This window comes from Ruminococcus sp. AF31-8BH, assembly GCF_003460605.1.
GTDB classification, from domain to species: domain Bacteria; phylum Bacillota; class Clostridia; order Lachnospirales; family Lachnospiraceae; genus Blautia_A; species Blautia_A acetigignens.
On record NZ_QTVN01000003.1, the window covers coordinates 55,914 to 68,152 of the forward strand.

Genomic DNA, 12,239 nt, shown 5'->3' on the forward strand with positions numbered 1-12,239 from the left:
GCGGACGGTCAAACCTGATTTCTATTCCCGTCTGGCTTCTTCGAATTCCTTTGTTAGCACTCATTATTTAGGAGTGCTAACATCTATGCTCTTAAGATACACCTCAACATTCTTTTTGTCAATATTTTTTACAAATTTTTTTCATCTTTTTTGATAGTTTTTACCTTAGAGTGTGTTTGAAAAAGGCTTTCTGCAAGATGTGCGTCACAATTTGTGGGAGATTTTGCCCGGATGAGGGCGTCGTAGCGGGCTACGACAACCGAATTCGGGTGAAATATACCGCAAAGTGGGGCGTGCAGATTGCAGGAATGATTTTTCAAACAGGCTCTAGAGCATGTAGATCACGAGAACACTTTTTTTGCACGCTCTGACAAACAGCAAAAAAGATGTCAGGGAAATACCTTCTGCCCCAAACCTGAGACAGGGATTTTTCTCTGACATCTCATTTGCTTTATTTGCTGTAGTTTTCCAGGTAATCCAGGATCGCCTCCGGCTCATCCAGAAATACCACCAGATCTAATATGGAAGAATCCATAAACTTCTCCCTGGCAGTATATTCCAGCAGTTCCTTCATCCTGTCATAATATCTGTCAATATTGTAGAGAACAATGGGCCTGTCGATCCGGTTCAGGCTTTTCAGGGTAAAGATCTCGAAAAATTCTTCATAAGTACCGATTCCTCCGGGCGCTACAATAGTGGCATCTGATTTTTCTTCCAGAAGCTGCTTGCGCTCCCGCATGGTCTCGGTAAAAATAAATTCCGTGCATTTCTCATACAGTACCCCTGGCTGGTCAAAAAAGCGGGGCGCAATTCCAAGTATGTATCCATTCTCTTCTGACACGCCTCTGGCTGCTGCTCCCATCATTCCGGTGGCTCCGCCGCCAAACACCAGTCCATGGCCCCGTTTTCCCATGGCTCTTCCAAGCTCCTGTGTTTTTTCATAATAAATGTCCTTCAGCTGGGCACTTGAGGCACCATATACGCAAATATTCACACTGTCATCCTCCCTTACTTTTTCCCTGCGGCATAACCGTCCACTTCTTTTACAGGTGGACGCTTTGCAATGCGCAAAACAGTTACTACAAAACTTACACGATTCACGCATCAATGTCAAGAAAACAGTTGTTTTTTCCTTCATGGTGCTGTCTTGCAGACATAATATCCTTTTAGATTCCCATTACCCCGCAGAATATCATATTCGCCACACCGCACAGGACCATTACAAGAATGGGGTTCATTTTAAATTTCCGAAGGAGCACCAGGGCTGCCCCGAAAAACACAACCATTCGGATGCAGACATTTTCCCGGACAAGGTCTATGGTTCCGCTGATAAAAAAGGCAGAAACCAGAATGGTCACTCCTGCCTTGGCGATCATTGCCACAACCGCCGGACGAAGGGATGCCAGTGTTCCCTGCAGGAGAGACATATTCCGGTATTTCGTGTAAATATATGCCAATAAAGTTACGATTATGCAGGAAGGCAAGATGCAGCCAAGGGTCGCCACAACCGCACCGCCCAGGCCTGCAATCTGGGTGCCTACAAAGGTGGCGGAATTCACTGCAATGGGACCCGGCGTCATTTCCGCAATGGTCACAAGATCGGTAAACGCTTCCATAGACAGCCATCCATGTAACGTTACCACCTGTTCCTGTATCAGCGGCATAGCCGCATAGCCTCCGCCGAAGCTTAAGGCGCCGATCTGAAGAAAGCTTAAAAACAGCTGAAGATAGATCATCGTTTTTTACCCTCCTTCAACAGTGTCCGCACAAATCCAAATGCAGCTACGCCCAAAATAATGAATATAATATTCACATTCAGAAAATAGCTGACGCAAAAGCTGGCGATCATGATCACAATGTTGATCCAGTCTTTTGATTTCACCACGTTTTTGCCCATGTCATATACCACGGAAATGATGACTGCGCCCACTCCGGCGGACATTCCCTTTAACAGCGCGGCAATATAATAATTGGAACGAAATGCATCATAAAATACAGAGATCAGGGACAGGATCACCATAGGCGGAATGATAGCCCCCAGCACGCACATCAGCATGCCGGGAATCCCTCCAAGCTTATATCCTACTACAATTGCCCCGTTGACTGCGATTGCTCCTGGAGAAGACTGGGCAATGGCCACCAGATCCAGCATTTCGTCCTCATCGATCCAGTGGTACTGATCCACAAATTTCTCCTTCAGGAGAGTTACGATCACGTAACCGCCGCCAAATGTAAAGGTGCTCAGGTACAGGGAAGCGAAAAACAGCTTCCGCAGCACATAGCCCTTATCTTTTTGTTTTTCATCCATTTCCAGTCTTCCTCCGTGACTTTATATTCACAGGTTAGCAGCATCCGCATCCGCCATGGCGGTGTCCGTATTCATCCATGCAGTCTTCCTCAGGATTTTTCATGCAAAGATGTACAGCTGATTTCTTAAAGGTCATAGGCAGTGCCAGAATGTTAGGATTCTCGCCTACAAATTTCTTCTTGGCATCTTCTAATGCTTCCTCGAAGGTCTCCCGGGTCTTCAGTCCCATTCCTCTTGCATAGCCCGGCTCCTGTGCACCAACCAGATAGATGGCGCTGGTGTTCATCTCCGCAATATGTCCGCAGGCCATCATGGAAAATCCGTGGAACGGATGGAAAGCATTGCAGAAACGGTATTTGCGGATGTACTCTTCGTTTGTTCCGAAATATTCACCATAACGGTTCATATCCGGCAGAATATTCATATGGTCATGCTGGAACATCTCATACTGCTCTCTTAAATACGGCCATAATTCATCGTGGAAATATCCGTTGCAGATGGAGGAACAGATGATGACGCAGTGGTCGCTCATAACTCTCTTAAAACGCAGAACCTGTGCGCTCAGCGCCTGCATCAGCATGATGGGGTTGGTTCCCATTCCATCACCATAGTGGAATTTCTGAGGCATTCCAAATACCAGAATATCATATTTTTTCTCAGCCCAGTGTACATAGGTACGCTTATCTGCAATCTTCCAGCTGATAGGCATCATCTCTTTGGCATAGCCGGAATAGATGGCGATCTGTCTGGAGCAGGTATCCAGAACTGCATCGCAGCAGAAGAACGGATGTCCCATTTTCTCTTCCATATGCATGCTGATCTCATTAAATTTATCGCGCATCAGGCTTCCGCCGTTAACCGGGGTAAAATCAGGTCTGTGCATAACAGACGGAACGTGGTGGCTTGCAATACATCTCCAGTTTGTAATTCCGGTTGCGCTGTGCTTGTAGCCGCCGGAATATCCGCCATACGGATTTCCCTGTACATGTCCGATCAGGATTGGCAGGTCGCATTCGTACACATATTTGTTCATGTATACCGGATCTCCCCTGTGGGTAGTTCCAAGGTACACCATATGTTCCTGATCCTCGCTGTCATGGCTGATGATCTGTCCGCTGTGCCAGAATTCGTCAAACAGCTCTTTTCCGAAAATAGCTTTTACATCGGACTCCTTGCTTCTTGGATGAAGACCGTTGGAAATAATGAACAGGATATCCTTTTTCTCCACGCCTGCTTTATAAAGCTCCTGCAGAATATATTTGATGCTCATCTTTCTGTGGCTGGTAGGCTGCTCGCCGCCTTTTACGCGGTCCGGCACGATAATGGTAACAGTAGTTCCCTTGTGCGCCAGTTCTGATAAGGTAGGCATTCCGATTGGATGTGCCAGGCTGTCAAGATAAGCCTCTTCCAGTTTATCCTCCGGGATATAATCCGGATCCGGCACAGTCTCACCTGGAATAAAAATATCCGTATTATCCGGAAGCTCTGCTGTCATGGTTCCCTGTCCATATTCAAAATCAATTTTCATATTCTTTTTCTCCAATCTGATTGTTCTGTGATTTTTATTCTCCAAGATATAACTGAATAATTTCCAGATATTCCTCCGGGTAGTAACCAATTTCGCCCTGGAAGCGTGTCAGTGCGATCAGCCCTCCGTCAATTTCTGGGATGGATGCCAGCATTGCCGCATTTGCCTGTTTCAGGCCGCCGCCATACACAATGTCCATGCCGCCAGTTTTTTCTTTTACAAAGCGGGCGATCTTGGTGATATATTCTTTGTCTGCTGGAGTTTTGCCTGGACCAATGGACCAGATTGGCTCATAAGCGATCACAACCCTGGAGGTATCCACATCCTTCAGACCGATTTCCAGCTGTTTTCCAAGAACTTCCTGCCAGTGATCCTGTTCCTCGCTTTTTTCACCAATACAGTATAACACACTTAAGCCTCTGTCAATAGCGCATTTTATTTCCTGGTTCAAAAGACGGTTTACCGCGTCCGTGTCGGTAACGCCGGCCTCTGCCAGGATTCCGCTTTTGTCATTTCGTTCTTCGCAGTGTCCGATAATGGTAGTCTCACAGCCAGCTGCTTTCATGGCAGCTGCAGGTCGGTTAGTGGTAAAGGCACCGAAATTGCCGCCAACAGCAGTATCCATGCGGTAAACACCCTGGCAGCCTACTTTTACCGGGCTTCCCGGGGTTTTTGCTTTTGCAGCTTCTAGAAGGTGGATCTCAGGAAAATACATTCCGAATTCAACCTTTGCAGGATCGTATTTCTTCAGCTCTTCCTGGGTATTTTTTACAATAAAGCTGCCCCATTCCTCCACTGGTGCGATCCGGTTTACGCCGCCAAGCTCCACTGGTACGTCAAATCTTTTTAAGTTCAGATATATATGCTTCATGGTTTTCGTTCCTTTCTGTCAGATTCCGGCTTTTTTGTAGCGTTCTGCCATTTCATCCAGAGTTGCAAGCTCTACCTTCGGAGCCTTTCCATAACTGCCGAATTTCACGATCAGGGTACCTACAACCTCTTTTACACCATCCTCGATACACTGGCAGATCCGTGCCACATCCTCATCTGGAACATTTCCATACATGACTGTGTCCATGATCGGGGTGATAAACACTCTCGGGTCAAAAGCTGATTTATTCTTTTCCAGAAGTTCATAAATGGCGCCTACAGATGCACTATTTCGAAGGGCTGCATCTCTTGCAAAAAGCTCCTTCATATTTCTGGTTACTGCCAGACGGATATCGGTATCTACATTGATCTTGTTGATTCCGCAGTGTCCTGCCTCAATCAGCTGGTTGGCATCGATTCCATATGCGTTGGTGATCTCGCCGCCAAGTGCATTGATCTCATCTACAATGTAGCGGGGAACTGTGGAGGAACCGTGGCTGACAAGATATCCTTCCATGCCCTCGTGGCGCATGCATTCTTTAATGGCAATTGCGATTTCCTTGCGGATCACTGCGTTTTTGCCTTTGTTTGCGCCGTGCATGGTTCCGTAGCTGATTGCCAGGGCATCTACTTTTGTTTTACGGAAAAATTCAATAGCGCTTAAAGGATTGGTGTAGGTGCTGTTGGCTGCAAATACGTGGTCTTCCACCCCTGCAAGCACGCCCAGCTCACCCTCTACGGTAACGCCGCGCTCATGGGCATATTTTACAACCTCTCTGGTCAGCTCCACATTCTCGTCAAAAGGAAGGGAACTTCCGTCGATCATAACACTGGTATAGCCGCCTTCAATTGCTGCAATACAGGAATCCATATTTCTTCCGTGATCCAAGTGAAGGGCAATGGGAATCCGGCTGTCTGTTCCGTATTTCTTTACTGCTGCCGCAATGTTCTTCGCTCCTGCTTTCTTATCCTCCAGGGTTGCATTGGCAAAATCTGTTCGGCCGCCCATAAATCCGTTTGCAAGATCTGCTCCCTGGAGAATTGCCGGGCTTCGGAACATTTCATGCACATTAATCACTGCTTTTGCCTGGCATACAGCATTTACATTAAATGCACCCTGTGCATAATCGTTTTTGTCTGCTGCATCCAGAATTGCTCTCATTGGTACTAACATTTTCATTTCCTCCACTTTTTAGTTAAAAGATATCATTCTGGGCAGATCACCTCCAAGAAGAGGCCTGCACCATTCCTTAAATGCTTCTGTCACTTGGTTTCCTTCCGGATTAATATAGGAATCCGGCATTTTGTGCTCATACATCATAACCCTTTCGATATCAGCCAGAAATGGCTTCATAATATAAGGCTCTGTGGAAACACGCTCAAATGCCACCATCTTTCCGGTTTCGCCTTCCATAACAGCCCTGCAGGCAATTTCTCCTGCCAGCTGTGCTTCCTTTAGGTCAACCGGGCTTTGCAGGCAGATAGAAGCTCTTCCAAGAAGTCCCGGTTTTTCCCCTCTTGCCTTGTAGCCTAGCTTTTCGATTACCAGATTGGCAAGATGGGCGCTTACATCTCCAAAATAAGTTGCTCTTCCAATCTGAAAGATGGGCTTTACAACAGGTTTGCCCTCTTTATCTTTCAGGCCTTCGCTTGCCACCACCACAATGCCGCTTTTTTTCTTAAGAAGGGCTTTTACATCTTCCAGATATTTCTCCTCATCAAAAGGACGTTCCGGCAGGTAAATAAGATCCGGGCCTACACCGTCCTCATCTGCTGCCATTGCGGCTGCCGCTGTGATCCAGCCTGCGTTTCTTCCGGAAGCTTCTATTACCACTACATGAATGGGAAGTCCTTTTACATCCTGGCACACTTCCTTTACACTCTGGGCAAGATAACGGGCTGCACTTCCGTAGCCGGGACTGTGGTCCGTCACGGCAATGTCATTGTCCATGGTTTTGGGAATGCCCATTACCCCCACTTCGATTCCTTTTTCCAAGCAGGTTTTGTATAATTTTCCGCAGGTGTCCATGGTGCCGTTTCCACCGTTAAACAGAACATAGCGGATGTGATGTTTCTTTAAGATTTCTGCCATCTTCTCATATTCCGGCTTTTCCAATTGGTCTCTTGATGTGCCGATGGCACTTCCCGGAGTCTGTAAAAGAAGCTTCAGCTTCTCTTCTTCCACATTTGTAAGGTCGATCAGTTCTTCCCGAAGAAGTCCTCCGGTTCCGTTTCTGGCAGCATAAATATGCTGAAGCTGTGGATATTTCCTAGCTTCTGTCACAGCCCCGTACAGGGATCCGTTAATCACTGCCGTGGGACCGCCGCCGTGTACGATCAAAATATTTTCTTCCATAGCGTTCCTTCCATTTATATATTCGAATCCTCTGAGGTGACTTTTCTTCCGCCTACGAAGGTATCAAAAACTTCAAAATCCGGATCCAGCACCACAAGATCCGCGTCCATTCCATCTGCAATAAAGCCTTTATGGTCTGCAATTTTGATCAGGTTTGCCGGGTTTTCCGTAAGAAGGGGAAGGATTTCTTCCAGGCTCTTTCCTGTAAACTTCAGAAGATTCTTAAGGGCAACATTCTGGGTCAGGGTACTTCCTGCCCGGACGCCGTTTTCTGCCAGCTTGGCATCTCCGTCTTCCACTACCACATCATTGACCCCAAGCTTGTATTTTCCATCTGGAAGACCGGCTGCCATAATGGAATCCGTGATGGCAACCACACGGTCCAGACCCTTCACCTTCAAAAGAAGCCTTACAGTTCCCGGATGAAGATGTCTGCCGTCGCAGATTGCCTCGCAGTAAATATCTGACTCCAGCGCTGCTCCCATGATTGCAGGAAAATGCTGATGGAGAAGCTTCATGGCGTTAAAGGTGTGGGTACAGCTCTGCGCACCCTTTCTTATGGCATCCCAGCTGGTTTCATAATCTGCGCCGGAATGGCCGATGGCTACTGTAATTCCAAGCTTTCGTATTTCCGGGATCATATCCGGAATTCCCTCTACCTCCGGGGAAACTGTAATGTAGCGGATCGCACCTTCTGCGCGCTGCTGATATTCCTTCAGAAGAGGAAGATTCGCCTTCTGCAGAAGATACTCCGGCATAGCGCCTTTATACTCGCTGGACAAAAACGGGCCTTCCAGATGGATGCCCAGAAGATTGGCTCCTTTTTGTTCCATTTGCTGGTGTTTTTTGAACTCATCAATACAGCGGCAGGTCTGTTCCTTTGTATCCGTAAGCACAGAGCACAGCCAGGAGGTGGTTCCATTTCCTGCTGCGAAACGGCAGATTTTCTCATAATCCTCTGCGGTTGCGGCATTGACGTCCACGCCAACTGCGCCGTGGGTATGTACATCAATAAAGCCTGGGACGATTTTTTTCCCGGCTGCATTGTAGATGTGCGCTCCTTCTTCCGGACGGGTATCTGGTGGAAGGACAAAAATACGTCCCTCTTCCAGCTTTAATGTTTTTTTCAGAAAGCGATGCTCCATATACACATCGCCGTTTACAAGGTACCAGGTCATATTTCGCCTCCACTCTTTCTTTGCTTTATTCCGGCAGATTTGCTACAAATTCTGTGAATTTCAGATTAATATCCGGGTGATCCTGAAGAAGGCTGACCGGAAAATGTGCTGTCTTTTCGCCGTATGCGGCATGTCTTACCACACTTCTGTGCCAGTCGCGGAAGCAGCCAAGACGGATTTTTCTTGCATGTGCGATCTCATAAATTCCAATTGTAATACAGTAATGAGGCATGTCATCCAGGGCACCGTTCAGATCTCCGATAGAATTGACAGCTCTTGTCTCCCTGGAAATCTCCAGTACTCTTGTGTGCTGTGCCAGAAATTCTTCCGGGCTCATGGTATCAGAAGCTTCATTAAAAGCTACATGTCCGTTGATTCCAATTCCGCCAAAGCAGATGTCTACACCGCCAAGCTGCTGGATCACATCCTCAATATGGCCTAAATTTTCCGGATCCGGGAAAACTCTCTGCTCCTCTGGCATCACCAGCTCCGGTTTGATCTTTGTATAAACAGTCCTGTCCATAAATCCGCGGAAGCTTAAAGGATGGTCCTTTGGAACCCACTTTTTGTCATCGGTAAGATACTCATCCATATTGATGAACCATACATCTTTCAGACTGATATTCTGCTCATTGACCATTTCTACAAAATAAGGATACTGGCCAACCGGGCCAACCGGGCAGATAAATACCGTTTTCTCTCCAAGAGCATTTTTCCGTTTGATTTCTTCCACCATTTCCTCTGCCATGGAGCGAAATACGGCAGGATTGTCTTCCATTACGATCAGCGGGATTTTGGGATTTTTCAGTAATTCTTCTTTGTTATAGTAATAATATTCGTGTCTCATAATTACCTCTTTCTTTTTCTGTGAGATATTGCCATTGAAAAAATGAAACCCTGCGGAACAAACTTTCGCAGTTCCACAGGGTTCATTCCTTCCTAAAATATTATTCAGCTAATGCTTCCTTCATTAAGTCAAACATTACATAGTTCTCAAGCGGAACCTCTTCCTCTACATCACCGCTGTCGATGAACATCTGCTGCTGTCTCTGATAGTAATCGGAAATTGTTCCATCTTCCAGACCAGTTCTAATATCGTCTGCGCTGAACCAGGTTGCGTCGTTTGTCTCAACCATGCATGCGTCTACATCTTTTGCACACTGTTTTGCGTAAAGACCAACTGCATATTCCCAGTTCTCAGGCTGTGATGAGAATTCCATAGCTTTGTAAAGAGCTCTGCTGAATCTTAACAGAATATCCTGGTTCTCTTCTGCATAGCTTGGCAGGCAGATCCAGCTGGAAAGGTTTACAGAGTTTGTTGCGAACTCTAATTCAACTGCATCTTCGTTGTTCTCAAGAATCTGGTTGCTGTATGGGTTCCATGCGAAGCATGCATCTACAGAACCGGATGCCATAGCTGCTACCATGTTGGTTGCATCCATTTCGTATGCGTCAATGTCATCAATTGTAAGGCCTGCTACTGCAAGAGCGCCGTTTAATGCGGTCTCAGAAGAAGAACCTGCTGTGTACGCTACTTTCTTGCCTTTTAAGTTTGCAAGATCATCTGTAGAAGTTACATCTGAGGAAGGAAGAACGATCACACGGTCTGTGCTGTGTACAGAGCTTGGTGCAAAGATCTCAGCCTGTCCCTTGATGCAAAGCTTATGAGCTCCATGTCCGATATAAGCAAGGTCAATGCTTCCGCCCTCCATTGCTGCGATCTCAGAAGGACCATCTGCAAACTCCCAGAGCTTGATCTCAATGCCTTCTTCTTCGAAGTATCCTTTGTCCATTCCTGTAAGAACAGACCACAGGGATGCGTAGTTCGGCATGTAAGCAACGTTCAGTTCCACTTTCTCCGGTGCAGCATCCTCTGCCTCTTCTGCAAATGCCGGTACAGCTGCCATAGATCCAGCCATAAGACCTGCCATAAGTAACGCTGCTGCTTTCTTAAAGAATCCTTTCATATAAAATATCCTCCTTTTTTATTTTCCTTTTTTTAATTTTCTTATTTACTTTCTTACCTCAAGGAACTCTTTGTAAACCTCGTTCCAGATTTCTGCTTTGAGTTCCAGGAATCTTGGATCGGATTTGGTTTCCTGTGTTCTCGGATAAGGAATGTCAATGTTCACGATCTTCTTGATTCGTCCCGGGCGGGCACTCATGATTACAACACGCTGTGCAAGAATGATTGCCTCGTCTACATCGTGTGTAATAAAGAAGCAGGTCTTCTTCTCCTGTTCCCAGGTATTCAGAAGCTCTGTCTGAAGCTGTACCCTGGTCTGTGCATCCAGTGCTCCAAACGGCTCATCCAGAAGAAGCACTTCCGGGTTGGCTGCATAAGCTCTTGCAATTGCCACACGCTGCTTCATACCTCCTGACAGCTCCTTTGGATAGGAATGCTCAAACCCTTCCAGGCCAACTGACTTGATGTATTTTCTTGCAATCTGCTCTGCCTGATCCTTGGGAACCTTTTTCATTTCCAGTCCGAACATAACATTTTTAATTACGGTTCTCCATGGGAAAAGTGCATACTGCTGAAATACAACTCCTCGTTCTACTCCGGTTCCCTCAATGGGTTTGCCGTCCAGGTATACGTTTCCGCTGGTAGGCTCTAAAAGTCCTGCGATAATATTCAGCATTGTGGACTTGCCGCAGCCGGACGGGCCGACTACGCAGATAAACTCATTTTCCGCAATGTCAAGATTAACGCCGTTTAATGCGATCATCTTGCCCTTGGAGGTATCGTACTCCTTATATACATTGTCAATTTTCAGCTTTACTGATTTATTGTCTCCTGCCATCTCGTTAACTTCCTCTCTATAATGTCAACAACCTTTACTAAAATAAGTCCAATGATACCAAGCAAGATGATGTACATCAGCATTGGTGCAGATTCAAAGGAATTGGAAAGAGAACGGATTCTCATTCCGATACCAGCCTGTGCTCCTGTAGACTCTGCTGCAAGCAAAGTAGTAAGGGCTGCTCCAAGTCCAAGTCTGACAGCGGTGATAATAAATGGAACAGTTGCCGGACAGATAATCTTGGTAAAAATCTGGAAATCGTTGGCTCCAAGCACTCTTGCAGCCTTGATCAGGGTTACGTCAATGTTTCGGATTCCCTGATAAATGGTAATACTCATAGTCATAAAGGTGCAGATCCAGATCAGGATGATTGCTGGCTTCTGTCCAACACCGAATGTGATGACCAGAAGCGGCGCATATGCCAGAGCCGGAATGTTACGGATAAAATTGATCCATGGCTCGATGATCTTCTGAACCGGTGTGTACCATGCCATCAGAAAAGCAACTGGAAGGGATGTGATAAAGCCAAGACCAAATCCTGCTCCCACGCATGACATACTGCTTGCAATATCCTTGAAGAACGCGCCTCTGTCGATCATGGTCTTCACGGAAGGAACTACCTTGTCCGCAAATGGAAAGCTTCGTCCGGTAGCCTTTCCAAGGGACAGCAGATACCATACAAGCATTGCAGCCAGAAACGAAATCAGCAGCCATACCTTATTGCTGATCACGGATTTCTTCTTTTTCATGTTCTCTAACCTCCATTTTCGTTCTTTGTTTTTTCAGCCTTTTTTCGTTCACATGTGTTAATTGCAATATATAAAAAATAGCATGTTTTGTCAAACTGGATTTTTCGTAATTTTTACGCAAACCCTTGATTTTCCTGTAGGCAAACGTTTGTGTAAATTTTATTTATTTTGTACAATCAAAATTGTTTATGCGTTATTTTTTTAACATTTATGTTTATTTTTCATTGGTTTTCCTGTTTTTTATTAAACATTTTGTACTTATTTTTTTAATTCTGCAGGAATTGCAAGGTGATTTTTTTATTTGTTTTATTTATAAATTTAATTCATTTGTGTACTTATCTCGTTTTGTGTTTTACATTTCGGTTTATTCTCCATTATTTTCTGTAAATTTATATTTAATTAGTTATATATGCTATATTCTGCATATCTATTTTAGTAGTTTTTTA

14 protein-coding genes are annotated in these 12,239 nt (G+C 45.6%); 1 reads left to right on the top strand and 13 read right to left on the bottom strand.

All coding sequences use genetic code 11. From position 1 onward, the window contains the following. Positions 1 to 128: 128 nt before the first annotated feature. A complete protein-coding gene (locus tag DWZ38_RS23300; RefSeq protein WP_317259440.1) occupies positions 129 to 278 on the bottom strand; it encodes a DUF6783 domain-containing protein in 150 nt (49 codons plus the stop codon). Between DWZ38_RS23300 and DWZ38_RS23305 the strand changes: the two genes are divergently transcribed. Then, on the top strand, positions 210 to 371 hold the full coding sequence (locus DWZ38_RS23305) for a DUF6783 domain-containing protein (protein WP_317259441.1): 162 nt from the start codon (positions 210 to 212) through the stop codon (positions 369 to 371). The two genes, DWZ38_RS23300 and DWZ38_RS23305, sit on opposite strands and share 69 nt — an antisense overlap. A gap of 80 nt (positions 372 to 451) precedes the next feature. Here DWZ38_RS23305 and DWZ38_RS04630 read toward each other — a convergent pair whose 3' ends face one another. The 12 genes from DWZ38_RS04630 to DWZ38_RS04685 form a co-directional block, all read right to left on the bottom strand. Further along, the gene (locus DWZ38_RS04630; RefSeq protein ID WP_021925568.1) at positions 452 to 994 is read right to left on the bottom strand and encodes a TIGR00730 family Rossman fold protein; all 543 of its coding nucleotides are present in this window, start codon (positions 992 to 994) and stop codon (positions 452 to 454) included. A 172-nt stretch (positions 995 to 1,166) separates the two neighbouring features. Then, a complete protein-coding gene (locus tag DWZ38_RS04635) occupies positions 1,167 to 1,736 on the bottom strand; it encodes a chromate transporter (RefSeq protein ID WP_021925567.1) in 570 nt (189 codons plus the stop codon). Next, positions 1,733 to 2,308 (bottom strand): chromate transporter, encoded by a 576-nt coding sequence (locus DWZ38_RS04640; protein WP_021925566.1) that lies wholly within the window; start codon positions 2,306 to 2,308, stop codon positions 1,733 to 1,735. Before DWZ38_RS04640 ends, DWZ38_RS04635 begins: the two co-directional genes overlap by 4 nt. A gap of 34 nt (positions 2,309 to 2,342) precedes the next feature. Further along, entirely contained in the window at positions 2,343 to 3,836 is a 1,494-nt protein-coding gene (locus DWZ38_RS04645) for a lactate racemase domain-containing protein (protein ID WP_021925565.1), read from the bottom strand. 34 nt (positions 3,837 to 3,870) lie between these two features. Beyond that, positions 3,871 to 4,707: a triose-phosphate isomerase family protein gene (locus tag DWZ38_RS04650; RefSeq protein ID WP_117850512.1), complete on the bottom strand. Its 837-nt coding sequence runs from the start codon at positions 4,705 to 4,707 to the stop codon at positions 3,871 to 3,873. Between the two features lie 18 nt (positions 4,708 to 4,725). Continuing rightward, positions 4,726 to 5,880: a class II fructose-bisphosphate aldolase gene (locus tag DWZ38_RS04655; protein WP_021925563.1), complete on the bottom strand. Its 1,155-nt coding sequence runs from the start codon at positions 5,878 to 5,880 to the stop codon at positions 4,726 to 4,728. Between the two features lie 18 nt (positions 5,881 to 5,898). After that, a complete protein-coding gene (locus DWZ38_RS04660) occupies positions 5,899 to 7,062 on the bottom strand; it encodes a diphosphate--fructose-6-phosphate 1-phosphotransferase (RefSeq protein ID WP_117850515.1) in 1,164 nt (387 codons plus the stop codon). Positions 7,063 to 7,076: 14 nt separating this feature from the next. Then, entirely contained in the window at positions 7,077 to 8,240 is a 1,164-nt protein-coding gene (gene nagA, locus DWZ38_RS04665) for an N-acetylglucosamine-6-phosphate deacetylase (RefSeq protein ID WP_117850518.1), read from the bottom strand. A gap of 25 nt (positions 8,241 to 8,265) precedes the next feature. Then, positions 8,266 to 9,087, bottom strand: coding sequence for a glucosamine-6-phosphate isomerase (locus DWZ38_RS04670; protein WP_117850520.1), 822 nt, complete (start codon positions 9,085 to 9,087; stop codon positions 8,266 to 8,268). Between the two features lie 100 nt (positions 9,088 to 9,187). Then, positions 9,188 to 10,207 carry an ABC transporter substrate-binding protein gene (locus DWZ38_RS04675; protein ID WP_021925559.1) on the bottom strand — a complete coding sequence of 340 codons (1,020 nt, stop codon included), beginning with the start codon at positions 10,205 to 10,207 and terminating at the stop codon, positions 9,188 to 9,190. A gap of 45 nt (positions 10,208 to 10,252) precedes the next feature. Next, positions 10,253 to 11,044: an ABC transporter ATP-binding protein gene (locus DWZ38_RS04680; protein WP_117850523.1), complete on the bottom strand. Its 792-nt coding sequence runs from the start codon at positions 11,042 to 11,044 to the stop codon at positions 10,253 to 10,255. After that, positions 11,020 to 11,793: an ABC transporter permease gene (locus DWZ38_RS04685; RefSeq protein WP_021925557.1), complete on the bottom strand. Its 774-nt coding sequence runs from the start codon at positions 11,791 to 11,793 to the stop codon at positions 11,020 to 11,022. Before DWZ38_RS04685 ends, DWZ38_RS04680 begins: the two co-directional genes overlap by 25 nt. Between the last annotated feature and the right edge of the window lie 446 nt (positions 11,794 to 12,239).

Bases quoted from the DNA above. Each gene is read 5' to 3' on its own strand.
- DWZ38_RS04635 (WP_021925567.1), bottom strand. From the start codon at position 1,736: ATGATCTATCTTCAGCTGTTTTTAAGCTTTCTTCAGATCGGCGCCTTA.
- DWZ38_RS04640 (WP_021925566.1), bottom strand. From the start codon at position 2,308: ATGGATGAAAAACAAAAAGATAAGGGCTATGTGCTGCGGAAGCTGTTT.
- DWZ38_RS04645 (WP_021925565.1), bottom strand. From the start codon at position 3,836: ATGAAAATTGATTTTGAATATGGACAGGGAACCATGACAGCAGAGCTT.
- DWZ38_RS04650 (WP_117850512.1), bottom strand. From the start codon at position 4,707: ATGAAGCATATATATCTGAACTTAAAAAGATTTGACGTACCAGTGGAG.
- DWZ38_RS04655 (WP_021925563.1), bottom strand. From the start codon at position 5,880: ATGTTAGTACCAATGAGAGCAATTCTGGATGCAGCAGACAAAAACGAT.
- DWZ38_RS04660 (WP_117850515.1), bottom strand. From the start codon at position 7,062: ATGGAAGAAAATATTTTGATCGTACACGGCGGCGGTCCCACGGCAGTG.
- nagA (WP_117850518.1), bottom strand. From the start codon at position 8,240: ATGACCTGGTACCTTGTAAACGGCGATGTGTATATGGAGCATCGCTTT.
- DWZ38_RS04670 (WP_117850520.1), bottom strand. From the start codon at position 9,087: ATGAGACACGAATATTATTACTATAACAAAGAAGAATTACTGAAAAAT.
- DWZ38_RS04675 (WP_021925559.1), bottom strand. From the start codon at position 10,207: ATGAAAGGATTCTTTAAGAAAGCAGCAGCGTTACTTATGGCAGGTCTT.
- DWZ38_RS04680 (WP_117850523.1), bottom strand. From the start codon at position 11,044: ATGGCAGGAGACAATAAATCAGTAAAGCTGAAAATTGACAATGTATAT.
- DWZ38_RS04685 (WP_021925557.1), bottom strand. From the start codon at position 11,793: ATGAAAAAGAAGAAATCCGTGATCAGCAATAAGGTATGGCTGCTGATT.